The sequence below is a fragment of the Algoriphagus boritolerans DSM 17298 = JCM 18970 genome (assembly GCF_900108085.1).
GTDB classification, from domain to species: Bacteria; Bacteroidota; Bacteroidia; order Cytophagales; family Cyclobacteriaceae; genus Algoriphagus; species Algoriphagus boritolerans.
The window spans coordinates 19,328-44,665 of record NZ_FNVR01000009.1 but is presented as its reverse complement, the minus strand read 5'-3'; the positions used below and the strand labels follow the sequence as shown (position 1 = coordinate 44,665).

22 protein-coding genes are annotated in these 25,338 nt (G+C 43.3%); 13 read left to right on the top strand and 9 right to left on the bottom strand.

The window, feature by feature from the left end; translation table 11 throughout:
• Positions 1–22: 22 nt before the first annotated feature.
• From C4S61_RS10050 to ligA, 8 genes are all read right to left on the bottom strand, one after another.
• Positions 23–718, bottom strand: coding sequence for a hypothetical protein (locus C4S61_RS10050; protein ID WP_103924763.1), 696 nt, complete (start codon positions 716–718; stop codon positions 23–25).
• Positions 719–843: 125 nt separating this feature from the next.
• Positions 844–1,032: an exodeoxyribonuclease VII small subunit gene (gene xseB, locus C4S61_RS10045; protein WP_103924675.1), complete on the bottom strand. Its 189-nt coding sequence runs from the start codon at positions 1,030–1,032 to the stop codon at positions 844–846.
• A complete protein-coding gene (gene xseA / locus C4S61_RS10040) occupies positions 1,029–2,336 on the bottom strand; it encodes an exodeoxyribonuclease VII large subunit (RefSeq protein ID WP_103924674.1) in 1,308 nt (435 codons plus the stop codon). Before xseA ends, xseB begins: the two co-directional genes overlap by 4 nt.
• 7 nt (positions 2,337–2,343) lie before the next feature.
• Entirely contained in the window at positions 2,344–3,204 is an 861-nt protein-coding gene (gene dapA / locus C4S61_RS10035; protein WP_103924673.1) for a 4-hydroxy-tetrahydrodipicolinate synthase, read from the bottom strand.
• A 182-nt stretch (positions 3,205–3,386) separates the two neighbouring features.
• The gene (locus C4S61_RS10030) at positions 3,387–5,765 is read right to left on the bottom strand and encodes a cation:proton antiporter domain-containing protein (RefSeq protein ID WP_235009918.1); all 2,379 of its coding nucleotides are present in this window, start codon (positions 5,763–5,765) and stop codon (positions 3,387–3,389) included.
• Between the two features lie 176 nt (positions 5,766–5,941).
• Complete coding sequence (locus C4S61_RS10025) at positions 5,942–6,661, bottom strand: LytR/AlgR family response regulator transcription factor (protein WP_103924671.1); 720 nt, start codon at positions 6,659–6,661, stop codon at positions 5,942–5,944.
• A complete protein-coding gene (locus tag C4S61_RS10020; RefSeq protein WP_103924670.1) occupies positions 6,645–7,385 on the bottom strand; it encodes a sensor histidine kinase in 741 nt (246 codons plus the stop codon). Before C4S61_RS10020 ends, C4S61_RS10025 begins: the two co-directional genes overlap by 17 nt.
• 181 nt (positions 7,386–7,566) lie before the next feature.
• Positions 7,567–10,038 (bottom strand): NAD-dependent DNA ligase LigA, encoded by a 2,472-nt coding sequence (gene ligA / locus C4S61_RS10015; protein WP_103924669.1) that lies wholly within the window; start codon positions 10,036–10,038, stop codon positions 7,567–7,569.
• A gap of 197 nt (positions 10,039–10,235) precedes the next feature.
• On the opposite strand from ligA, the gene C4S61_RS10005 reads away from it, so the two are divergent.
• From C4S61_RS10005 to C4S61_RS09940, 13 genes are all read left to right on the top strand, one after another.
• Entirely contained in the window at positions 10,236–10,919 is a 684-nt protein-coding gene (locus C4S61_RS10005) for a GNAT family N-acetyltransferase (RefSeq protein ID WP_103924667.1), read from the top strand.
• Between the two features lie 122 nt (positions 10,920–11,041).
• Complete coding sequence (locus C4S61_RS10000) at positions 11,042–11,674, top strand: TetR/AcrR family transcriptional regulator (protein ID WP_103924666.1); 633 nt, start codon at positions 11,042–11,044, stop codon at positions 11,672–11,674.
• Between the two features lie 97 nt (positions 11,675–11,771).
• A complete protein-coding gene (metG, locus tag C4S61_RS09995) occupies positions 11,772–13,832 on the top strand; it encodes a methionine--tRNA ligase (protein ID WP_103924665.1) in 2,061 nt (686 codons plus the stop codon).
• 529 nt (positions 13,833–14,361) lie between these two features.
• Positions 14,362–14,541, top strand: a complete 180-nt coding sequence (locus tag C4S61_RS09990; protein ID WP_103924664.1) for a hypothetical protein — start codon at positions 14,362–14,364, stop codon at positions 14,539–14,541.
• A 53-nt stretch (positions 14,542–14,594) separates the two neighbouring features.
• Entirely contained in the window at positions 14,595–15,044 is a 450-nt protein-coding gene (locus C4S61_RS09985; protein WP_103924663.1) for a hypothetical protein, read from the top strand.
• Positions 15,045–15,599: 555 nt separating this feature from the next.
• Positions 15,600–16,127: a TlpA family protein disulfide reductase gene (locus C4S61_RS09975; protein ID WP_103924661.1), complete on the top strand. Its 528-nt coding sequence runs from the start codon at positions 15,600–15,602 to the stop codon at positions 16,125–16,127.
• Positions 16,111–16,575, top strand: coding sequence for a cysteine peptidase family C39 domain-containing protein (locus C4S61_RS09970; protein ID WP_103924660.1), 465 nt, complete (start codon positions 16,111–16,113; stop codon positions 16,573–16,575). The genes C4S61_RS09975 and C4S61_RS09970 overlap by 17 nt, the downstream gene beginning before the upstream one ends.
• Before the next feature lie 39 nt (positions 16,576–16,614).
• Entirely contained in the window at positions 16,615–18,279 is a 1,665-nt protein-coding gene (locus C4S61_RS09965; RefSeq protein ID WP_103924659.1) for a peptidase domain-containing ABC transporter, read from the top strand.
• Between the two features lie 173 nt (positions 18,280–18,452).
• Complete coding sequence (locus C4S61_RS09960) at positions 18,453–19,916, top strand: potassium/proton antiporter (RefSeq protein WP_103924658.1); 1,464 nt, start codon at positions 18,453–18,455, stop codon at positions 19,914–19,916.
• Positions 19,917–20,077: 161 nt separating this feature from the next.
• Positions 20,078–21,505 (top strand): circularly permuted type 2 ATP-grasp protein, encoded by a 1,428-nt coding sequence (locus C4S61_RS09955; RefSeq protein WP_103924657.1) that lies wholly within the window; start codon positions 20,078–20,080, stop codon positions 21,503–21,505.
• 11 nt (positions 21,506–21,516) lie between these two features.
• Positions 21,517–22,497 carry an alpha-E domain-containing protein gene (locus C4S61_RS09950; protein WP_103924656.1) on the top strand — a complete coding sequence of 327 codons (981 nt, stop codon included), beginning with the start codon at positions 21,517–21,519 and terminating at the stop codon, positions 22,495–22,497.
• Positions 22,494–23,237, top strand: a complete 744-nt coding sequence (locus tag C4S61_RS09945) for a peptidase (protein ID WP_103924655.1) — start codon at positions 22,494–22,496, stop codon at positions 23,235–23,237. Before C4S61_RS09950 ends, C4S61_RS09945 begins: the two co-directional genes overlap by 4 nt.
• A gap of 3 nt (positions 23,238–23,240) precedes the next feature.
• Positions 23,241–24,104 (top strand): transglutaminase family protein, encoded by an 864-nt coding sequence (locus C4S61_RS09940; protein WP_103924654.1) that lies wholly within the window; start codon positions 23,241–23,243, stop codon positions 24,102–24,104.
• A 176-nt stretch (positions 24,105–24,280) separates the two neighbouring features.
• Here C4S61_RS09940 and C4S61_RS09935 read toward each other — a convergent pair whose 3' ends face one another.
• Positions 24,281–25,054 (bottom strand): DUF6503 family protein, encoded by a 774-nt coding sequence (locus C4S61_RS09935; protein ID WP_103924653.1) that lies wholly within the window; start codon positions 25,052–25,054, stop codon positions 24,281–24,283.
• Positions 25,055–25,338 lie beyond the last annotated feature (284 nt).

Here is a 25,338-nt window from a genome sequence, read left to right as displayed (position 1 = left end):
AAAAACCGCTTTAAAGCGGTTTTTAATCTCTTGTCTTTGGAACAAAATATCTTCTGTAGACGATTTGTGCCTGAAATAGATGATCTCCATAGCGGTTGTTTCCCACATTTCCATCCAGATTATCTGAGAATGTCCACAGCATGGTACCTTCTCCGGCGATGTCAGAGTAGGGTCCAACTCGTAAGCTCAATCCGGCACGAACAGGGACATATCCTGTTGATACCTGATGCGTAGTTGGTTCTTCCTCACTGCTGAAGGATTTAGTCTGTTTGGTACGGGCATTCATTATTCCCAATCCAAATCCACCATAAAGATTGAAAAGACTCCGGTTCATGTGGTTGGAAAAACGGATAAGGTTGACACTTGGAACTAAATCAAAAAAATAAACAGTACCCTTGGCAGTAAAGGAGGCAAAATCCTGAAACCACTGATCCCTGAGTACTGTGGGCGGATTTCCACCACTGTTGATTTGTTGGAATCCTGCGGTACTTCTTAGGTCGAAAGTTTGATTTAACCGCTTAGTCAGTCCAAGGGAAAAGGACGGCCTTATTTCAAAATTCAACGAGCGATATTGGCCTCCATTATCCAGGTAGGCGAAAGATGGTCCGACACCGATAGTCAGAATATTATCCCGTGAGATTCGCTCTTTGTAAAAGTTTTGCGCAGAAATACTTCCGGAAACGAGGATTAATAGGGCTGTTTTTAAAAAGAGCTTCATGGGGTAAGGTCCTGATAATGTGTGAAAAGAAATCAAAGAATAGGTTTTACAACAAACATGCCAAGCGAATTTGACCAGCTATTGCTTTAACGGAAGCCAGCGAAAAATAGTGGTTTTTCGGAAAATCAGGCCCCGTCAAAAGCTGCCTGAATATCTGCTTCAGTAGTCTTTAATTTTGTTTTACAAAATTTAACAAGTTCTGCGGCCTCTTTCACCAAGTCCGAAAGCTCATCGACTGATTTGCTTCCTTCTTCGAGTTGGAGCAGAATAGACTCCAATCTGGCCATTGCATCGCTGTAAGTTTGATCCTTCATTTTTCTTTGATTTCAATGATTGTACTGCTGATTTTTTGGGATTGGGTGATTGTCTCGATTTGGTCTCCAAGTTTGACGCTTGTTAGATGAATTGGCTTTCCGGCGTATTCTGTGCGGGAATATCCACGCTTCAGGATGGAACTCGGTTCAAGCTGACGCAGTAAATTTTCGGTGTTTGAGAGTTTCTCGCTTTGCTTTATCAAAAACAAGGTTAGATTTTTTTTCAAACTTTTCTCCAGATTTTCCAGAGTGGCGTATTGATTTCTGAACTGATTTTTGGCGGTAAGTGATATATGCATGGCTTGGTTTTTCACTTTTTCTTTTTCCAAAGAAATCCGGTTGGCTGAAAGCGATTTGGCCCGCAAACTATATTGATGTATCCTGTTTTCTTCTGCCCGAAGTTGTTGCCTGGTCGATCTGTCCAGCCGTTGGAGCAACATGGTCAGATTCTCCTCAAATTCCCTGAAACCAGACAAAAGAAATTCAGCGACAGCTGTCGGAGTTTTGAGTCGTGTGTGTGCTACCAGATCAGCTACTGTCTCATCCCGTTCATGGCCGATTCCTGTGAAAATCGGCAAGGGAAAATTAGCCATTGCCGCCGCTAATCGGTAATCGTCAAAGCAATCCAAATCCAATTGTGCTCCTCCGCCTCGAATAATTACCACAGCTTCGAGTTTCAGGCGATCAATTTCAATTCTGATCGACTCCATTGCTGAAATCAAACTCGAAACAGCCTCGTTTCCTTGCATCAGCGAAGGGAAAAGCCGGTGGAAAACTTTGTAACCAAAGGAATTTTTTTCGAGCTGATTTACAAAATCCCCATATCCCGCCGCTGTCGCACTGGAGATGACTGCGATCCGCTGGACGACTGGAGGTAGCTGAAATCTTGCATTCAATTGAAGGAGTCCTTCCCGTGTCAGTCGATTGATTGTCTCCTGCCGCAACCTTGCCCTTTCCCCAAGGGAAAAAGAAGGATCGATGTCCTTTACATTAATGCTCAGCCCGTAAACCGGATGAAATGTGACTGCAACTTGAGCAAGAATCTTCATCCCATTTTTAAGAGTGGTGCCTGTCACCGATTGGAATTTAGCTGCAACGGATCGATAGGTAAACTGCCAAAGGTTGGCCCGAATCTTAGCCAGTACCTGATTTCCTTGCTTTTCTACCAATTCAAAATACACATGCCCTTGAGGTGCCTGTCGGAAGTCGGCCAGTTCCCCGACTACCCAATAGACTGGTTCGAGTTCATTTTCCAGCGTTAACCGAATTTGCTCTGTGAGTTGGGAAATTGAAATAGGGGACATGGTTATTTCAGTTTTGAGAAGCCACCTTGATCCTATTATTCAGATCCAAACTGGCTCTGAGCATGGGAAGCCGGACCTGATCGCTTTTGATGATTCCCAAATGAAAAAGTAGATTTTTGATCCCAACAGGATTTCCTTCCCAATACATCAGGCTGTTCAATTCCAACAATGAAAATGTCACCGCCAGCGAGTCTTGATCCGATCCGTGAGTCATTGTCTTAAATTTTTCAGGAAATGCATTCGCCAAAACTGAAATTACCCCACTTCCGCCAACACCCATCAGCGCTTTGGTCAGCATATCATCACCGGAAAGCAATAAAAAATCTTTTGGCATGGCAGCTGCGATTTGCATGCACTGTTCCAGATTTCCACTGGCCTCTTTCATCGCCACAATATTGGGATGATGAGAAAGCTTCAGCGTGGTGGACGCGGTCATATTTGACATGGTGCGGCCAGGAACATTATAGAGCACTATGGGGACTGGCGATGCATCGGCGATCGCAGTGTAGTGGGCCACGATTCCTTCCTGACTCGGTTTATTGTAATAGGGACTAACTGAAAGGATGGCTGCTACTCCGTAAAAATCCGTGTTTTTGATTTCATTCACTACTGAGTAGGTGTTGTTGCCTCCAATTCCCAACATCACAGGCACACGTCCCGCATTGTAATCCAAGCAGGCTTTGAGCACTTGTTTCTTCTCCGAGGAAGTCAATGTTGTAGCTTCTCCAGTGGTCCCGAGGACCACCAAATAGTCTACTCCACCGGAAACGACATGATCAATCAATTTTTTCAAACTCCCAAAGTCGATGGATTGATCGTCATGGAAAGGAGTAACGAGTGCGACTCCTGTGCCTTTGAATGCGTTCATTTTTGGATAACGTTAAGGCACCAAAGATAAGGTCTTGAACGGTTTTTAGCGCCCATTTATTCAAAAATCAGGAAAAAGAGAAAATGCGTACCGGCATAATCGCGATTTGGTAGGGAACTTAGAATTGCTTTCATTCCACTCGATTCCTGAATGAATGATGGGTGAAATTGTTTAAGCTAGGTCTAATTGCTTAGGTTTTCTGATTTAGCTTTTTCTGTGGTTTTATCTGCTAAAATTAGCACTGTCGGGATTTCTGAAAGCCATTCTTTTTTGCTTTCAACTAGTTTTTTCCAGCTTTTAAAGGACACTACCATCAAATCCTGAGTCTTTAAAAAGTCTGTATTCAGGTAAGTTTCGGGACTTAATTGGATATGATGCGGTGCTACATGTTCAATTGCACGAATGGCCTCTTTGATTTCCGGCCTGTTCTTCACCTGATCTCCGGTATCGATTAAGGTGATCTGAGCACCGGAATTTGAAATCCATTTCTGTGCGTACTTTACCAAAAAGTCATCTTTAGAGGAAAATATCGGAATAAATATCCGGTCTGCCTGCTTAAATCCCTTATCTATCAAGACTCCGACTGGAACTTGAGAAGCTCGTATGATACTTCTTGTTCGTTCATCAAAAGGCAGGTTTTCAAAAAGATTCTCCTTCCCTGTCACCTGGTTTAATATTCGGTCAGGACTGATAATCCGTGTGGTAAATCCCAACACCTTACCTAATAAGCTCCCCTCAAAAATCGACTGACCGACTCCGATAAGCAACAAATCATAATTTCCCTTGTTGGCTACCTCCACGATATCTTCTTCAATATTGGATGATGCCTTGAACAGTGTAGTCACTTTTTGGTGAAGCTGCTGTGATTCCTGGATCAAAGGGGCAAAACTTTCCCGCTCGTACGTCGCCTGATTGAAGTAATTTAGTTCATCGACAGGACTCAGGTGCATCGCAGTAATGGAGGCGTTTCCCTTGAGTTTCCGGGTCATGCTATGTGCCAGCCTAACCAGTGATCTGCCTCGCTCAGGATGGCCAAAGGAAACTAATATGCGGTAATTACTTTGTTGAATAATCTCCTCGGGGATTAATGAAGGCTTCTTCCTAAATGACCAATTGATCAAATCAAGCGCCGGGCCAGTCATAAAAGTAGTCACCAATGCCATGATGACCATCATCGCAAAAATCTCAGGAGTCAAAACACCCAGGTCGTAGCCAATATTGAGCACTACTAACTCCATCAGTCCGCGGGTGTTCATCAGAGCTCCAATAGTGAGGCTGTCCTTCCAGTTTTGGCCTACAAACCGTGCTGCAATCGCACTGCCTATAAACTTGCCCACCACTGCTACCAGGATAATCATTCCCGTCACTTTCCAGAGATAAGGATCGTTGAGCAGTCCAATTTCGGTCCTTAACCCGGTGTAGACAAAGAAGAGTGGAAGTAGAAGCACCAAAGAAACATCCTCTACTTTTTCGATGAAGATGTTTCTGAATTTTGTGTTTTCAGGCATGATGGCACCGGCCATAAATGCGCCGAAAAGCGCATGTATTCCAATCACCTCGGTGGCATAGGCCGAAATAATCAAGGTTAAAAAAAAGATAGCAACAATAGGCTTACTTAGATTCTCACGGGAGGTATGCAGATCGCCGATTCGCTTTAGAAACGGGCGTACCAGCTTAATCATCACCAAAACGTATGCGACTGCCAAAGCGATCACGTAAAGTGAACTTACAAAGGACCCTGCCTTGACAATGGCAATGACCGCGGCCAAAAGGCACCAAGCTGTAATGTCATCAGCTGCTGCACAGGTGATGACGACCGTTCCCAGACGGGTTTTTTGAAGGCCTCTTTCCTGTACTATTCTGGCCAAAACCGGAAAAGCGGTGATGCTCATCGCAATCCCCAAAAACAAGCCAAAAGATAAAAACTCCACTCCCACAGGTGCAAAGGATGTATAGATGAAGTAGGCAAGTCCAATTCCCAATGCAAAAGGAATGACAATGCTGGCATGGCTGATGACTACAGCGTCATTGGCCTTGTTTCGAAGTACTTTCAGATCCAGTTCCATTCCGATCACAAACATGAAAAGAATTAATCCGATCTGACTCAGAAACTGGAGGTTACCTAGTGATTCAAGCGGAAAAAGTGCCAACGAAAACTCAGGAAAGATCCATCCCAGTAACGAAGGACCCAATACGATTCCCGCGATGATTTCACCGATAACGGTAGGCTGGCCGATTTTTTTACTCAGCCATCCAAAAATCCGCGCTACCAAAATAATGGTCACAATCTGGGCTAAAAGAATAGCCAATGGGTGTGTAAGATTAGAAGATATCGAATTCAGAAATTCGGTCCATTGGCTTGCTTCGGATTGAGAAATCTGAATCGCTCTTCCTTCTTCAAGGAGTTTTCCTTTGATGGAGATAAAGTACATCAAGGCCGAAAATATGCCAATGGTTGCCAGATAAAATATCGCATTTCGGTTCTTTCCCATTCTGCAGGTTGTTTTGGCATTTGGCCCGGGCGATGCAGGTACACGTTCGACCGATCTATGAGAATCCATAGATTGTCTTGAAGTGATACCTGGCCTGACTTGGATCAGGCAAATCATCCCCGGAGGTAACCGGCCTCTCAGCCGTCCAATTCTACGCTAAGTTGAATCAATTCAGGTTAAGAATTTATCCGGATGTAATGATTCGAATTTGAAATGCACCAAACTGGGATTTTTTTGTAATGAGTTTAGGGATTCATCTTTTTAAGAAAATTCTCCCTGTATCGTTCACCAAGTTGGAGAATGATTGGTTTTCCGGATTTTTGATCCAGAAGCGTGGTGATTTGGTCGTGTGAAAAATAGCGTACCATGACCAGATTAATGACTTCTTGTTTGTTGATTCTTACAAATGACTCCTCTGGGAGCAATTTTAGCAGAGATTCAAATGAGATATTCTTGAGCAGGAGCGAGGTGCCATCCTTCAGATTTGCCTCTTTGTCCCTGCTGTCTACCAGGGATGTTCCGATCCAGGCCAGGTCCTCAATCTGAATGAGGGCTTTCCCCTTGTCGGTATTGCATGTGAAAAAACGGGAGGCCTCCTGCTTTGCATTAAGCTGTATCCGGACTTTGTCTACCGCTTTTTTGAGTCGGTCTATAGCAACGGGCTTCCGGATATAATCTACCGCATTCAGATCAAAAGCCTCCGCCGCATATTCGCTATAAGCAGTGGAAAAAATCACTGGCTTGCCCTGGAGTAAATTGGCGATCTGAAGCCCGTTAAATTGGGGCATTTCGATATCGATGATGCAAAAGTCAAACTCTAAGGATGGAAATTCTTCCAAAAATCGGGAAGGATCATTGAAGGATTTGACGACCGAAAGGCCCGGAATCTGCTCGCAAAGCATCTTGAGGTAGGTCAGGCCGGGAAGTTCGTCGTCAAGTAGCAGACATTTAAGTTCCCTTTCCATTCAGGTCGATTTTAAGTTGAGCCAAAAAAACATCGCCTTCCCTGAATCTTTCAAGGGAATATTTTCCTTTATAAAGAATGCTCAGCCGCTGGTCCAGCGTTTCGGTACCCAGCCCGCTATTCGATTTTTGAAGCGTCGATTTACCTGAAACTTTATTCGAAACCAGGATAGAAAACACGCCATTCTTCAGCTCTAGATTGATCCGGATAAAGGAATCCCCGCTTTGAAGGTCCGCATGCTTAAAGGCGTTTTCGATCAGGTCGATTGAAATTAACGGAGCCAGAATTTTTGACCGGTAAAACGGGTCATTGTCTTGGATTTTGGTTTTGACACTCAGTTCAAAAAGTGGACTGAGTTTGATTTTGTTGATCTCGATCAGATTAAGCGCGAAATCAATCTCGTCTTTGGGGCTAACATATTTTTGGCGACTTTCATAGAGGATGTAGTCCAGGACATTGGCCAGCTTATCCAGAGCAAAGTAAGTCTGGTAGGCATGGGATTGAATGGAATTGAGGATGTTTTTGAAGAGGTGGGGGTTGAGCTTGGATTCCAGCGATTCCAGTCTGAGGGAATCTGTTTTTTGTTCAAGTAATTGAAGTGTTACCGCAGCATTTTGGTTGTCGCGGGAGACTTTTTTCAGCTTTTTAGAAAGCGAAAAAATAATGACTCCACCCACCACTAGAAGAAGCAGTAAAACAGAAATAAGGGTTTGTTCAGGAGTCACTTGATAAGATTTGGTTGATTACCACCTCGGAAAAATAGGCAAAAGCCTTTTAAAAATTGAGCAGATCAGGAAATGGGATTTAATTGTAATGCATTGATCCAAGAATTAAAATCCAGCATCTGGCTTCGACTCCGCTCAGCCACCGGGAACATCGGTGGCCCGGTGAGTGAGCGGAATCGACTTAACGGTGAGTGAGCGGAGTCGAACTCACCATCCTCAGAAACTCTTCCTCAGAAATAAGCGGAACTCCCAGCTTTTGCGCCTTTTCCTTTTTGCTTGGCCCCATTTCTTCGCCCTCGATGATGAAGTCCATGTTTTTGGAGACGGAGGAAATGTACTGACCCCCATGCGCCTGCACAAACTTCACAATCTCGTCCCGCTTGAAGTTCTGTAGTTTACCTGATGCCAAAATCCGTTTTCCTGCCAAGGCCGATCCGAGTTGCTTGGACTCAACTTGCTCGATCTCAAACTTTAACCCGTGCTTTTTCAAACGGCTGATGATGTCCAGATTTTCTTCTTGGGCAAAAAACTCTTTCATGCTTTGGACCAGCGTTTCGCCGACTCCATTGATTTCCAGAAGTTGCTCGGTTGTTGCCGCTTGAAGTTTTTCGATGCTGCCAAAGTGCCGGGCCAGAAGCTGTGCCGTGTTTTCCCCGATGTTTCTAATTCCCAGCGCAAAAAGTACTTTCTCGAAAGGCTGATCTTTGGAGGCTTTGATGCCTTCCATCATATTGGAAATTACGCCTTCTTGGAAGGTATTGGCTTTCAGTTTTTTGATCCGCTCATTCACCTCAGCGGGTAGGTCCAGCTTGAGATCCAACAGAATCATGTGGATGGTGCCATGCTTTTTGCTGGCTTCCAGAATCTGCTCAAACTGGATTCGTCTTCCCAAGAAAATCTCCAAAACGACCGCTGCCGGTACGTAATCTTCCAATTGGGCCAATTGGCTGTGCCTGCTCAAATGCTCCAGTAAGTAATCGATCATTCCTACATTGGCAGGGACTTTTTTCTTCCAGATTCTTATTTGCTCCTGAAATTTCCTGAGCTTTTCCCGAAGGGGAAGATGAGAAAACTCCCCCAAAAAGTCCTGAATCTGCTTAAATGAAATAGTCTCTGTCAAGGCAAAAAGTACCTTTTCCAAAGAAATATAAAGCAATCCAGATTCCTCCCGCTCGTATTGATCCTGGCTCATCTCGAGGCCGAGAAGGTCATTTTGTTTTAGTTCCAAATCATAGATGTCCGCGTAACTACGGATAAAACCCTGATCGATCAGCGCCCGAATCCGTTCGGTACCTAGCGAGTCTATGTCCATGGCACGCTTGCTCACGAAATGCTCGATCCTGCCCAAGACCTGAGGCGGACAGCTTACGGCATTGGGACAGTAGTGCTTGGCTTCGCTTTCCTTTCGGACTAGGCTTGTTCCACATTCCGGGCAGGTTTCGATATACCGGACGGCTTGGGCACCGGGTTTTCTCCGAAGTTCATTTACAGCAGTGATTTTTGGGATGATCTCTCCGCCTTTTTCCACAAATACAAAATCTCCGATATGGATGCCGAGGCGCTCGATTTCATTGGCGTTGTGCAGGGAAGCGCGCTTGACCGTCGTTCCTGCAAGAAGAACAGGTGAAAGGTTTGCTACCGGTGTGATGGCTCCGGTTCGGCCAACTTGATAAGTGATGGACAGGAGTTCGGTTTCTGCGCTTTCAGCTTTGTACTTGTAGGCGATTGCCCATCGGGGGATTTTTGCAGTGAAGCCCAATTCTTCCCGCTGATCATAGTCGTTGATTTTGAGGACAATGCCGTCGGTGTCCAGAGGAAGGGAGAAGCGTTTTTCTCTCCATTCTTCGATGTATTCCAGCGCACCATCTATCCCGCGTACTTTTCGATAGGTAGGGGAGACGTTAAATCCCCAACTTTCGATCAAGTGAATAGCTTCAGCATGCGTTTTGACGCCGATTTCATCGCCTAGAAGTTGATAAAAATAGCAGTTCAGCCGGCGCTTGGCCACGACCGAACTGTCCTGCATTTTCAGCGTACCTGAGGCGGCATTTCTTGGATTTGCCAAAAGCTGCTCCCCGGCGGCTTCCTTTTCTGCATTGATCTTCAGGAATTCTTTCAGAGGAAGGAAGATTTCTCCTCGGACTTCAAATCGTTCTGGGATATTTTCACCGACGACTGTCAAAGGAATATTTCGAATCGTACGGACATTGGCAGTCACATCATCGCCTTTAAACCCGTCACCTCGCGTGACCGCGCGGACGAGTTTTCTATTTTCATACACCAAACTGATGGCCACACCGTCAAATTTCATTTCGCAGAAATATTCGTAATTGGTGTGTCCGAGGCCCTTTGCAACCCGCTCATCAAAAGCGATCAATTCCTCTTTGGAATAGGTATTGCCCAGGGAAAGCATCCTCGAGCTGTGCTCCACCGTCTTAAATTCCTTGGTGATCGTACCTCCGACCCGCTGACTTGGGCTGTCAGGCTGCAGCAAATCCGGAAACTCCTGCTCCAACTTCACCAATTCCTCCAACAGCTGATCGAACTCGTAATCAGAGATCTCAATCCGACTTTCCTGATAGTAAAGCTGATTGTGGTGATTGATTTCTTTGCTGAGTTGGGCGATGCGGGCAGCAGCTTCTGAATGGGTCATTGGGAAATTAAATAATCGAATTTAAAATTAAGAGTATTAGGTGGAGAATTGAAAGATTGAAAGGTTGAAAAATTATGAAATATAAAGTCAGACGGCTAAAATCATAAACCTTAAACTTTGGTCCTTTTTGAACTTTCGGGTTTAACCACCTGACCCAATCTATTTTTGCTATTTTTACCGCCTTACTTGCTAATTGCATGCCTCATCCCTTAGATAACCCCATTTGGAATGCGCTGAACACCGGAAGTGCAATGTTCGCTCAAGGAGATCAGCATTGCAAATTCATCGATCCTGCGATGGGTTTCTTTGCCGGTTTGCCAAGCTATGAGCCGGATGACATTCAACGACTTTATGCGGCATGCACTATCGGACAACGTGTCATCCTCTTTACTCCTGGACCTATTCAATTGCATAGTAGCTGGCTTGTAAGAAATGATCACGAACTTCTTCAGATGGTATGTGAGGCGGGTACCAAAACTGAAAACACTTCAATTCCCCTGATCAAACTAGAAGAAAAGGATATTCCTGCCATGCTTGAATTGACGGAATTGACTAAGCCGGGGCCGTTTATTTCGAGGACGATTGATTTTGGAGGGTATTTTGGGGTTTTTGAGGGAGAAAAACTGATTTCTATGGCTGGAAAACGACTGAGTCCGAATTCTTTTACAGAAATCAGTGCGGTGTGTACCCATCCTGATTTCTTGGGCAAAGGCCTTTCAGCCAAGGTCATTGAGCGAGTAGTCCTCGAAATTCAAGCTGAAGGAAAAACACCTTTTCTCCATGTCTATCCTGAAAACACACCCGCTGTTAAAGTTTACAGGAAATTGGGCTTTGAATCGAGGAAATCGCTGAGAGTTTATATGTTGGAAAAAGTATTCTAGGGAAGACCTTTTTTCTCCTTTTGACCAGAGGTATTTTTGAATAAGGCAGAAGTTCAAATCTGTTTTCAGCAACAATATTGAGAGGTTTTAGTTTTTCTATATTTGCTATACAAACCTAAAAAATGAGCAAAAAGACCTCCACAGAAGGAAAAATCCTGGATGCTGCTTACCGCCTGTTTTTGGGCAAAGGTTATCGTCATACCACTATGGATGATATAGCCCAGGATCTCGGAATGAGTAAAAAGACCCTGTACAAGTATTATCCCGGTAAATTGGAGCTTTTATCTGCCTCATTCGAGGTGCTGAAAACCAAGATGACCGCTAAAGTGGAGGCAATCTTGGATAACCGGTACATCTCTTTTCCCCTCAAATTGAAATCTATGCTTTCAGTCATTGCCACGCATTTGGCGCCGATCAATCCTGAACTTTTCGAGGATCTAAAGGACCACGCGCCGGAAATATGGGAGGAATTGACCACTTATATCAATGAGTCTGCTTACCTCCGCTTTGCAAGGCTGATCGAACAGGGAGTAGCACAAGGTCTTGTCAATCCGCGACTAAACACCAGTCTGGTGGTCATGCTGTATGCGGCTGCTGTGCAGTCACTTTTGGATCCGGAATTTTCAGGGCAATTTCCAAGTGCCATCCAAAAGGGCATGAAAATTCCCCCATCCGAAATATATGATCAGGCCATCAGCATTATTTACAATGGAATTCTGACTGATGAAGCCCGCAATGAATTTCAAAATGCCTGATTTTGCCTTCGCATGATTTCCCTATCTTTGGCCTCGATTTGACGGATTTCCATACCCTCTTTGGTCTCCGGTCTTCCGTCTTCCGTCTATTTTCTCCATGAACAACAAGAATTTCAAACGCTACACCGTCACCGCTGCACTTCCTTATGCCAACGGACCGCTTCATATCGGTCACTTGGCGGGATGCTACGTGCCTTCTGATATCTATGTCCGCTACCTCCGATCTCAGGGGCGAGAAGTTGCCTATATCTGTGGTTCGGATGAGCATGGTGTAGCGATCACCATCAAAGCCGTCAAAGAAGGTAAAACTCCCCAGCAAGTTGTAGATCAATACCATGAGATGATGAAGGGCAGTTTCAAGCAGTTTGGGATCAGTTTTGATCACTATTCCCGCACGTCTGCACAGGTTCATCACGAGACTGCCCAGGGATTTTTTACGGATTTGTATGAAAAAGGCGAATTTCTGGAGCAGACTACTGAGCAGTATTATGACGAGGAAGCTGGTCAGTTTTTGGCAGATCGCTACATCGAGGGAATCTGTCCAAAATGTGGCAACGAGCATGCTTATGGCGATCAATGCGAAAAATGTGGCTCCTCACTCAGCCCTACCGATCTTATCAATCCAAAATCCAAACTCAGCGGAAGGACTCCGGTGCTGAAAGAAACCAAGCATTGGTTCCTGGATTTGGCCCGCTATCAGCCTTTTTTGAAAAAGTGGATCCTCGAAGATCACGCAGATGATTGGAAAAATAATGTGCTAGGACAATGCCGCTCCTGGCTGGAAGCCGGTGACGGTTTGCAGGCGCGATCCATGACCCGGGATCTGGACTGGGGAATCAAAGTACCCTTGGAAGGTGCTGACGGCAAAGTGCTCTATGTCTGGTTTGATGCGCCGATCGGATACATTTCCTCGACCAAAGAATGGGCAGCCGAAAAAGGAATCGACTGGCAGCCCTACTGGAAAGATCAGGACACCAAGTTGGTACACTTCATCGGAAAGGATAACATCGTATTCCACTGCATCATTTTCCCGGCAATCTTGAAAACGCACGGTGGCTACGTCCTTCCTGAAAATGTCCCGGCAAACGAATTTCTGAATCTCGAAGGGGAAAAAATCTCCACCTCGCGTAATTGGGCGGTATGGCTGCATGAGTATCTCGAGGAATTTCCCGGTAAGCAGGACGTGCTTCGCTATGTGTTGACCGCGAATGCGCCCGAAACCAAAGACAATGACTTCACTTGGAAGGATTTTCAGGGAAGAAACAATTCAGAGCTTGTTGCCATTTACGGCAACTTTGTGAACCGGGCAGTGGTCCTGACGCAGAAGTTTTATCAAGGCGAAGTTCCGGCAAGAGGTGAACTGCGTGGTTATGACAAGGGGGTTTTAAGCGCTTTGGAGGAATTTCCCGAGAAAATTGCCGCTTCCATCGAGCGCTATCGTTTCCGTGAGGCTTTGTCCATCGTGATGGATTTTGCCCGATTGGGAAATAAATACCTGGCAGATACCGAACCTTGGAAGGAAATCAAAACTGACCCCGAGCGCACCAAAACCATCCTGAATATAGCACTGAATATTGCTGCGAATTTGGCGATCGTTTCCGAGCCTTTTTTACCCTTTACTGCTTCCAAACTCTTTGAAATGTTCGGAATGGATCAGGTCTCCTGGTCTCATGCCGGAAATGGCAAACTGCTTTCAGAAGGAAAAACTTTAGGTAAGATGGGTTTGCTCTTCGAGAAAATCGAAGATGAAACCGTAGAAAAACAAGTTCAAAAACTCCTTGACTCCAAAAAGATGAATGAAGCCGCCAATGCGCCTGTCGCACCGATGAAGGAACTCATCACCTACGATGACTTTGCCAAGCTGGACTTGCGTGTGGTCACTATTCTGGAGGCTGAGCCAATGCCAAAATCCAAAAAGCTTTTGAAGCTAAAAGTAGATATTGGGTTGGGGCACAGAACAGTCCTGAGTGGAGTAGCCGATCATTTTGCGCCGGAATTCCTGGTAGGAAAGCAAGTCACGATGCTGATCAACTTGGCGCCTCGAAAGATGATGGGAACCGACTCGGAGGGAATGATCCTGATGGCAGAGGATAAAGACGGAAAGCTGAAGTTGCTCCAGCCCCATGAGGGAACCGCAAATGGATCGACGATTTCGTAGGTCTACGTCACTGCGAGAAGAGGAACGAGTCGAAGCAGTCTTTTCCTAGTGTCAAGAAAAAAGAGCTCAGATTTTAGAAACCTGTCAGCGTGGAAAATACGGGGCAGGTTTTTTTGTGGGTGGGCAAGGGTCGAATGCAATTCTTATGAAGTTGTTGCCCATTAGTTACCGCGACTAAAATCTTTTATCTGAACTCTAGACTCATCTGTCATAGGTCTTGATATTTACGTCTTGCTACTAAGCTTTGCTCATTTCTTCGTTGTATTTTTCAAAGAATTTTAAAAAAGTTGAAATTAATTGAAATTCAATTAAATATTTTGCTAGTTCGATTTTCAACGAATAATGTAATGATTTAATGAAAAAAAAGGGGGGGGCGAAAAACAAAATATAGTTCTGAATTTCAAGCTAAGAATAATACAATTTTAGGTTTATTGTCAATTTACTGATGATCAGTGATTTGGAAGAGTGAAAAACATTGTCTAAAATCAATCATTCATTTAATTATTTCAAACTTTAATCATTAACAATCATGGAAAAATTAACAATTGACCAGATGGAAAATCTGGTGGGTGGATCATTTGGGACCTGCTTTGATGAAGCTGCGGCATCATCTTTAGCTTGGTTAAATTACACTGATAATCCTACAGCTAGAACTTTTACCGCATTTGCACTTGCAGAAGCTCGGCTATTTGAATGTGCGATGGCTTAAGGACAAATTGGGTTGGGAGTGAAATCCCAACCCTTAAATATTAACTCCAGAAGATGAAAGCGATAACTCTTTTACTTATCGGATTTATAATTAATTGGACAATTCCGAAAATAGGATCTCATCCTAATTATACAGCCAAAAAAATAGTGTATAATCAAGTTGAGCCAAATTTAATTGGTGTTTGGGTGATGGTCAAATCCGAGAAAGACGGATTTGAGTTCTTTGACGATTCAATAAGGGAAGGTTATACTTATACCTATGCAAAAAATGGAGACTTTATTCTTGATATCAGAATTGTAAGACAGCAAACTTCTGAATTGAATCTTAGGATTATCGATTTTCCAAGATTTAAATGGAAAGCTGAAAATGGTGAAATTGAGATAAGGGCAATCGATGAACATGGGAAAATTTTTGCTACACATGTAGATTATTATAATTTTTCTGCAGATACACTTGTGATAAGGAATTCAAACTTAACTTCTTATTATTTGAGGAAAAAATGAAAATTAATTCAGTCCTAATTTCTATTTATTTAATATTTTATATTTTTATTGAATTATATTTTTCATTTAATTATTTTGGAAGTGACTTATCGATCCAGAATTTTTTTGGTGCAAAAAAATACAATTTTTTTCTTCTGTTTTTGTTTTCGTTAATTTTTCGTTTTTTGAAAATACTTATTGTTTCGAGCTTAATATATTTGGGGCTATGGTTTAACCTGAAAAATATTAAATTTGATATTGTATTTTATGTTTGTTTTTTTGCTGAGAGTATTTTTCTCTTGTCGGATGGTTTATTTATTTTAGACAATTCTTTATTTCGAATTGAAAATTTTTCTTTGTTTTATTTTTTACCCATTGAAGGGATTTTGAAGTTTTTATTAATTACATTCAGTTTATATGAGATTTTATATTGGATCATTTTATCATTTTTGCTTGCTAAGTATTTAAATCGCTCATTAGACTCAATGTTAAAAGTTGTGTTAGGTTATTATGTCCCCTTTCTTTTCTGTTGGGTAGTATTTGTAATGTTTATTTCTCTTGGAAACAGTTAATGCTATGCGAATTACATTACTTTTTTCTATTATACTTCTTGTTCTGCTATTATCAGGTGCTTGGTTTGGCTTTTCTAGATATTCTGCAAATTTAGAACAGCGCTCTTTGGTTGTAAATTTACCTTCGATTGAAGTATCCTCTATGGAAGGTCGTTCATTTTATTTGAGAGAACAAATAGGTACTCCTTTGATTCTTATCTATTTTAACTCTACTTGTCCGATTTGTCAATCAGAAGCGGAATTGATCAGGAAAGTTTTTTCAGAGGAGCAGAAGGTAACTTTTATCTGGATTTCTTCGGAGACTGTGGCTGAAGTAAAAGACTTTAGGGATAGGTATGATTTTGCGAATCTTTCAAATCATACTTTTTTATCTGATACGCTTTTCAGACTTGCTGTTGAGTTTAAGCTAACTACTGTGCCTGCTACTCTTGTCTATGACTCCAAGGGAGCATTGGTTGAGTTTTTTAGAGGTGCGGTCTCTATGAGTGATTTGAAAGCAGCTGTAAAAAAAACTCATGATAGCTCCAGATAGAGTGCCGATAGTATTGCAGCAGGCTAGTTCTGATTGCGGCGTAGCTTGTCTGTCCTCAGTGATCCGTTTTTTCGGTGGGCATCAGACCTTGGAGCAATTAAGGGTTTTGAGCGGTACGGCTATTCAGGGAACTACTGTATTGGGCTTGATGGAGTCAGCTAAGGCAATAGGAATGGATGCGGATGCCTTTAAGGTGGATTCAGTCAGTAGACTGAATACTCTAGATGGACCTGCTATCCTTCATGTAGTCATGGAGGAGAAATTCAGTCATTACATTGTCTGCTATGGTCTAGTAGCAGGAGGATATTTGGTGATGGATCCTGCACAAGGCAAAAGAATTCTCTCCGCTGAGCTTCTTGACCGGATCTGGCAAAGCAAGTCACTTGTCTTGGCCAAACCGAATTCAGAATTTCAGCTTAAGTCTGATTTTTTGGCAAAGAAGAAATAATGGGTTTTTGAGTTAGTCAAGGAGGATCTTCCGATTTTATTGATTTCTGGTTTTCTGGGCTTAGTTGTGACTATTTTAGGGCTTTCGGTAGCAGTTTTTTCTCAGAAGCTGATCGATGAGATTCTTCCTGACAAGCAATGGGAAAAGTTGATTTTAGGATTAGTCCTTCTGGCAATCCTATTGGTTGGCCGAAGTGTTTTGGGATATCTTAGATCCACTGTGCTGATCCGACAAAGCAAGGAACTCAACCTGCGGCTGATTTCCCGTTTTTTTGAACAATTGATTTATTTGCCCAAGCGTTTTTTTGACTCCCGCAGAGTGGGTGACATTACCGCTCGTATGAATGACTCCCGTCGGATTCAGCGAGCTGTTTCGGTACTGACAACTGAGTTGATGGTGGATTCCTTTGTCGTAGTAGTTACCTTGATTTCCATTCTCCTTTATTCAAAAGTAATAGGGCTGCTTGTGGCCGGATTCCTTCCTGTTTATTTCTGGTTGGTTTATAGCTATCACCATCCTATCCGGCTTGGTCAGCAGCAGCTAATGGTTCATTATGGGAGTTCGGAATCTTCGTTTATTGATACCTTGACAGGGATAGGGGCGATCAAAGGGGCTGGCCGAGAAGAAGACTTTCTGAAAAAAAACCAATCTGTTTACCATGATTTTCAAGATCAGGCTTTTCGATTAGGTCAAGTAAGTAATCGATTGGGTTTGGTGTCTCAGCTTGCGGGGGTACTTTTTTTAGTTTCGGTATTAGGTGGAAGTTGCTATTTAGTGGCCACTGAGCAGATGGACTTGGGAGTCTTGGTAGCGATCAGCGGGATGCTGGGAATGCTTGTTCCAGCAGTCAACAAACTCGCCTTATCTAACCTTCAAATTCAGGAAGCTAAAATTGCCTTGGATCGGCTGTATGAATTTATCCAAGTAGAACGGGAGTCCGAAAATCTTGGGCAAATCGTCCCAGACCGGATCGATTTGATTCAGTTAGAGAATATCAGTTTTCGGTTTCCCGGCCGGAAACTATTGCTTCAGAATATTTCATTTGAATTAAAACGGGGAAAATTAAGTGTCCTGCTAGGTGAATCAGGAGGAGGAAAAAGTACTTTGCTTCAACTCTTGATGGGTTTTTATTTACCTGAACAAGGGAATATCCGAGTCAATGGTACGCTGGATCTTAATTCTTTTTCGGCTGGAGATTGGCGACGAAAAGTAGGATATGTACCACAGGAGATCAAGCTTTTCAATGGCAATCTGATCACTAACCTGACTTTGGCGCAGGATAAGGAAATGTTCGCCAAAGCAATAAAGATTTGTCAGACTCTGGGGTTGAACAAGTTTTTTGAAAGTTTGCCACAAGGATATTTCACAGTGGTGGGTGAAGAAGGAATCAATCTTTCTGGTGGTCAAAAACAGTTGATAGGATTAGCACGGGCATTGATTCAGGAGCCCAAACTCTTACTTTTGGATGAATTCACTGGGGCTATGGATCGGAATACGGAGCAGGTGATGCTTGATTTAATTCTGAAAGTCAAAGAATCCATTCCGGTTTTGATTGTCACACACCGTGTTAAACCTGCCTTGATAGCCGATGAGGTGTTGATTTTGGATCACGGAAAACTAGTTGACATTGGAAGTCCAGCCGAATTGCTTGACCGAGAAAATCTGCTGGCGGAGAGTGTGCGGGATTTATCCGGAGTGAAGTAAACATGTGCGATTTTTTTGACCTTGATAATTAATCATTGAATTTGATCATTGACACTTTCCTATTGCTCATTTCTGATTTTTTTGGTTTTAGTTCCGAACCATTTTTACCTCAAATTTCTTACCTTAATGGACTCTACTTTTTTTAGTAGAAACACATCACCCCAATCTTTTTTATGCAAATCACTGCTGAAAACATTCTTTTGATAGGCTCATTACTCTTGATCCTCAGCATCATTGCCAGCAAAACTGCCGGGAAAGCTGGGATTCCGGTCTTGTTACTTTTCTTAGGGGTAGGCATGCTGGCAGGAACCGATGGGATTGGAAAAATCGCATTTGATGACCCTGGGGCTGCTCAGTTTCTGGGGATTTTGGCTTTGACCTATATTCTTTTTTCAGGTGGTCTGGACACCAAATGGCAGTCCATTAAGCCTGTCCTCAAACCCGGTTTATTATTATCCACAATAGGAGTACTGCTTACAGCTGTATCAGTGGGTCTTTTTGCGAGCTGGTTTGTGGATCTGACCTGGAAGGAAGGGCTTCTGCTCGGCGCAATCGTGTCTTCCACAGATGCCGCAGCGGTTTTTTCCATTTTGCGAAGGAAAAGTATCGGGCTGAAGGGTCACCTGCGACCACTTTTGGAATTCGAATCCGGAAGTAATGATCCGATGGCATTTTTCCTTACGATCGGGATGACCTCTTGGCTGAGTGTGGAGGGATTTAGTCCAGTGGATCTGATTCCCATGTTTTTCAAACAAATGATTTTTGGAGCTGTGGCTGGTTTTTTGTTGGGTAAGGGAATCGTTTTTCTCATCAATAAAATCAATCTTGAATACGATGGGCTGTATCCTGTCTTGATGTTGGGCTTGGTGGTGTTGGTTTATACGGTGACGGATTTGGTAGGAGGGAATGGATTTCTGGCGGTTTACCTTTCTGCCATCACGATGAATCAAAGCCGCATGCTGCATCACAAAAGCTTGGTTCGGTTTTTTGACGGAATAGCTTGGCTGATGCAGATTATCATGTTCATCGCTTTGGGATTGCTGGTTTACCCAACCCAGGTTTGGCCGGTGGCTGGATTGGGATTTGTGATTGCGATGTTTCTGATGTTTGTCGCCCGACCGCTTGGTGTCTGGGCTTCGATGTCTTTTTTCAACTTCTCAAACAGAAAAAAGGCATTTATCAGTTGGGTAGGTCTTCGGGGAGCAGTGCCGATCGTCTTTGCTACTTTTCCGCTAATTGCTGGAGTAGAGAAAAGTGATCTGATCTTCAACATTGTGTTTTTTATTGTCCTCACCTCTGTGGCACTTCAGGCTACCACATTGATAAAAGTCGCAGAATGGCTACACCTGGCTGTGCCGGGGCGACTCAAACGACGAAGTTTATTGGACCTCGAATTATCCGATGACTTCAAAAACGCCCTTGTGGAAGTGAATCTTCCTGAAAATTCAAGGGTAGACGGAAAACAGATTCTTGAACTGGAATTTCCCAAGACTTCGCTGATTGTCCTGGTCAACCGAAATAATAAGTACATCACTCCAAACGGTGCGACAGAACTGAAATCGGGAGATAAGCTGATGGTGATGATCAACTCAGGCGAAGAGGAGTATTTGGTTCGCAAAGCCTTAGCTCTGGATTGACAAGTCAAAAAAGTAAGTCTTAATTTTGACTTGTTTTTTGGGAAAACTGCACTGATTTATCATATTTAGTAAAAAAATGAACAGTAAATTTCATTTTTTTTGAAAAAATATGATTCAAAAGTTTATTTTCAACTTATTCTGGATTTTTAAAAAAGCCAACCATGAAGACAGAAGGGTATTCCTGCAATGAACATTACGATGAGATGTTCACCGAAGAAGGAAAAGTAAGATGGCATTATGAAGAGTTCAACAGCTTCCTCAGTAAGGTGACTTCCAAAAAGATGAAGCAGCTTCAAGAGGCTGCCAACCGAACTCAAAAGGCGATGGGGATGACCTTTAACGTCTACCATGATAATCAGGGATTGGAAAAGATCCTTCACCTGGATATTATTCCCCGAATCATCGCCAATGCCGAATGGAGGAAACTGGAGGCAGGTCTGAAGCAGCGCATCCATGCATTGAATCTATTTCTGCAGGATGTCTACAATGAGCAGAAAATTCTAAAAGACGGAATAGTGCCGGCTGAGCTTATTCTTGGCTCCAAAGATTACCTTAAACCCTGTATGGGTTTGACGCCACCAAAAGGGATCTGGTGCCACATCACCGGGACAGATCTGGTCAAAAACAGGGACGGGGAATATTACATCCTTGAAGATAACCTCCGCTGCCCATCGGGAGTGTCCTACATGCTGGAAAGCCGGGAAATCATCAAGCGGGCCTATCCTCAGCTTTTCAATGATGAAGGCGTGATGCCTGTCTCAGACTACCCGACCAAGCTGCTCAAAATGCTCCAGTTTTTATCCGATAAGTCAAAACCGGTAGTGGGTGTACTGACTCCTGGAATCTATAATTCTGCCTATTTCGAGCATTCCTATCTCGCACTGCAGATGGGAGTGGAGCTGGTCAATGGAGTGGATCTGATCGTCAAAGACAAGATTGCCTACATGCAGACCACTAAAGGCCTGCAGCAGATTGATGTAATTTATCGCAGGATTGATGATTCTTTTCTGGATCCTTTGACATTCAATCCCCACTCCATGCTCGGTGTTCCCGGGATTTTTGAGGCATACAAGGCCGGAAACGTGGCTTTTGCCAATGCACCGGGTACAGGTGTGGCTGACGATAAAGCCGTCTATGCCTATGTTCCCCGGATAATTAAGTACTACCTGGATGAGGAACCGATCCTGAATAATGTGCCAACTTACCTCTGTAGGGAAGAATCGGACAGAAAGTATGTGTTGGACCATATTGATGAATTGGTGGTCAAGGAAACCAATGCAGCCGGGGGATATGGCATGCTGATCGGGCCAAAATCCACCAAAGAAGAGCACGAGAAATTCCGTGCTTTGATCAAAGGAAATCCGACAAATTACATAGCTCAACCTACCCTGTCGCTTTCCACAGTGCCGTGTTTGACCGATGAGGGGATTTCCGGAAGGCATGTAGACTTGAGACCTTATGTCCTGTATGGTGACGAAATAGAAGTGATCCCAGGTGCCCTTACCCGAGTGGCGCTGAAAAAAGGATCCCTGGTAGTCAATAGCTCCCAAGGTGGGGGCAGTAAAGATACTTGGGTACTATACAATTAATCTCATAAACTATGCTGAGTAGAGTAGCAAGTCATATTTATTGGTTGGGACGATATCTGGAAAGAGCCGAGAATTACGCGAGATTTATCGATGTGAATTTCAATCTGATGCAGGATCTTCCCATGGATCTCAAAGAACAATGGGGACCTTTGGTCGCAGCTACCGGAGACCTGGAATTGTATCGGAAAAAATACACCGGATTCGAGCGGCATCAAGTCATGTTCTTCCTGACATTCGATACTGACAACCCTAATTCCATGCTGAATGCAGTGAAAAATTCACGGGAAAATGCACGGATTATCCGTGAAAATCTGAGCAAGGAAACCTGGGAAAAAGTAAATGAGCTGTACTATATGATGCAGACGGGATTGGAGAAAAAAGTCTGGAAAAGGGAAGACCCGAGGCAGTTTTACGAGCAGGTTAAGAATCAGATTTTGTTGCTTTATGGGTTGGCTGATTCTACTGTGGCACGGACGGAAGGATGGTACTTTCGGCAGCTTGGACAGCTGTTGGAGCGGGCGGATAAGACGTCCAGGATTCTGGATGTGAAATATCATATTCTGCTTCCCTCGGTCTACGAAGTCGGTTCACCCATGGACTTTCTTCATTGGATGGCTCTGCTGAAGTCCGTGACGGGATTCAATACCTACCGGAGACTCTATGGGAATATCGATCCATCCGGAGTGGTAGAATTTATGGTATTGAATAAGTATTTCCCTCGGTCTATCTATTATTGTATCAAAGAAGCCGAACGCTGTCTCCACTGTATTTCCGGTACCCCTACGGATGGGTTTAAAAATTCTGTGGAGAAGGCCATGGGTGAAATGCGCTCCCGGATGGAATATTCCGATGTAGATGATATAATTTCTGAAGGACTTCATGAATATTTAGATAAAACTCAACTAAAAATCAACCATATTTCTGACCTTATAGACATCACTTATTTCCGGATCAAGGAAAATACTGTCACTCAATCTCAATCACAATCATGACTTTCTGTCTGGGAATAAAAACCAAAACTGGCATCGTCGGACTATCTGATACCCGAATTACCTCCGGTAGTGAGACCACTACCTCCAAAAAAGTTTTCACCGTAAATAAGCGAAAGCACTCTTTCTTTATTATGACCTCAGGCCTGAGATCAGTCAGAGATAAAGCCATCACTTATTTTTCAGAGGTAATCGACCACCAGGATGATTCCTTTTCCAAACTCTACCAAGCCGTAAATGAATTTGGAAATCAAGTCAAAATCGTAGCCAAAGAGGATAAATCCTACTTGGAGGAAGCTGGATTTAGTTTCAATCTCTTTTCAATTATTGGGGGCCAGCTGGAGGATGATTCAGACCCCAAACTCTACTTGCTTTACCCTCAGGGCAACTGGATTGAAATTCGAAAAGGAACCCCGTTTGTCATAATTGGCAATACCGGCTTTGGGAATCCAATACTGAGACGCTCGCTGTATTTTGAGGACTCTCTGGATTACGCGCTTAAATGTGCCTTTTTGGCTTTTGACGCTACCCGAATTTCGGCAAACGATGTCGATTTTCCCATCGATACGGTGGTATTGAAAAATGATGAATATCACATCAAAGAGAAGCGATTTGAACAAAAGGAGCTCGAGCACGTCTCGGCTTTTTGGAATAATCGCCTTAAAAATGCTATCGCCGAACTTCCTTCTGAGGTTCTAAGCAGTGCTTTTGAGGATTTTGATTTTGTTTCTCAGGAAGGTTAAGTTATGCTAATACAAGTTTCCCACCAATCAAGATATGATTACAGCTCAGAAGTTGTTCTGGGGATGCACAAGATTTATCTGATCCCTCAGCATCGACCTTATTTCAGGATAGAGCATCAAAAATTTTCCATTCTTCCTGATCCGGATGGACAGAATTACCGACAGGATCTAGCTGGGAATTGGTACAAACTAGCCTGGTTTTCAATTCCAACTGTTTCTTTGGACATCACCAATGAATGGATTTTTAAGTTACATTCCTTCAATCCCTTTGGTTTTATCATAGATCAAAGTTTCGAAGAGTTGGGATGGAAGCACACTTCCTTTCAATTCAGCTACGAGGAGCGAACTGCTTTTTTGATTCCTTTCTTATCTGATAAATCAGAAAATTATTTTACCGACTTCCTTTTTGAGGTAAAGAAAAAATCCAGGGGTCTTGTGGATTTTTTAGTGAATTTGACCCAAGAGATCTACCAAAATTGGAAGCATGAAATCCGTCAGGAGCAAAATATATGGGAGGCTGATTTCACGTTTTCGAAAAAAAGTGGCTCCTGCCGGGATATTTCCCTGATGCAAATGGAAATGCTGCGTGAATTGGGGCTGGCGGCCCGTTTTGTGAGCGGATATGCTTTCAATCCGGATCTGGACGAAGGCCATGAACTCCACGCCTGGCTAGAGGTTTTTCTTCCCGGGGCGGGTTGGATTGGTTTAGATCCAAGCCTGGGCTTACTCACAGATCATCGTTACATTCCGTTGGCTTGTCATCCCGATCCTACACGGACTTTGCCTGTGCAGGGGAGCTATGGAGGTCAGGCTCATTCCGATCTCAAAACCTTTGTGGATATGAAATTGCTCAATAAAGGAAAGTAAATGATCAAGGTTCAAATTCAATGATCAAGGTTCATTTCATCCCGATCCCGATAGTTATCTGGACTATCGGGACAATGATCAATGAAGTGTAAAATGTTGAATTTTTAGTTATTGGAATAACCCTTGCAAATTGAGAATTGAACATTGAAAATTGTTCATTGAGCATTGTCCATTGACTAGTTTGCTGCAACAGCATTTTTCTCAGGCATAGCAAACAAGTCATCATCCATAGCTTCATTCACGAGAAAAACATCCGAGAAGCTCACTTGATAGCTGATCCTGCGCGTAGAGTCATTTTCAAACTGATAGCCTGTCATGATTCTTGGAAATATCAATCCTCCAGCATCACGGTAGTCTTCATATTTGAGCGCATTCATTTTTGTATTGCTTTTGTCAAAAAATGTCACCGAATAGAGTACCCATGCCAATTTTCCGGTTTCAGGATCGACGAGCATGTAGTATCGGTCATTTGGACTATCGCCTATATTTGCCTCGAAACTCACCTCATACGCTTCGTGAGAAATCCCATTTACCAGCTTGTTTTCTGTTTTTTGGACCTTGACTCCAGGATCTGTGAAGATGTAGGGGATCGAGAAAAAATAGAAGTAAAGGTTGTGATAGAATCGAACTGAATTCCCCTGAAATGCCTGTCTGTTGGGACTGATCCAGACCTTTTCTCCGTCATTACCGATCTGCCAGGTATCTGCATCGATTCTGACTTTGCGGTCGCTCAGGTTGATGTAGTGATTTTCCCAGGCAAGATTTGTCTCGTGTATCATCGCAAAGGAAAAGGCTTTGGCCTCAATCCACTTGCTCCAGTCACCATGTGCATCCAGTAGTTTTTTGAAATCCGCCGGTTGGTCCAATCTCGGGTCAGGGGTGGTGTCTTTTTGCTCGCAGGCAAAGAAAAAAGAAGCCAGGGTTACAAGGAGAAGTTTTTGGATTTTCATTAGAAGTGATTTGATTTTGAAAGATACCAAAAGGACTCAAAATCACCTTGAGAAAATCCATGGGATCAGCATGCCTCTAGCTTTTATTATTCAGACCATCAATACGAAGGTTTCCCTGCTTCTAATCGAAACAAAGTCACAGGTTAATTTTGAATGAAGTCCATTAGAACGAGCTGTTGTCCGATAGCTATCGGACTGTCGGCTGTCTTCTTTGGACGATTAGCCGCAACTTCTAAATCAAACAGCTTACTTACAGGCAGAATGCGTATAATCAGAAAATATTT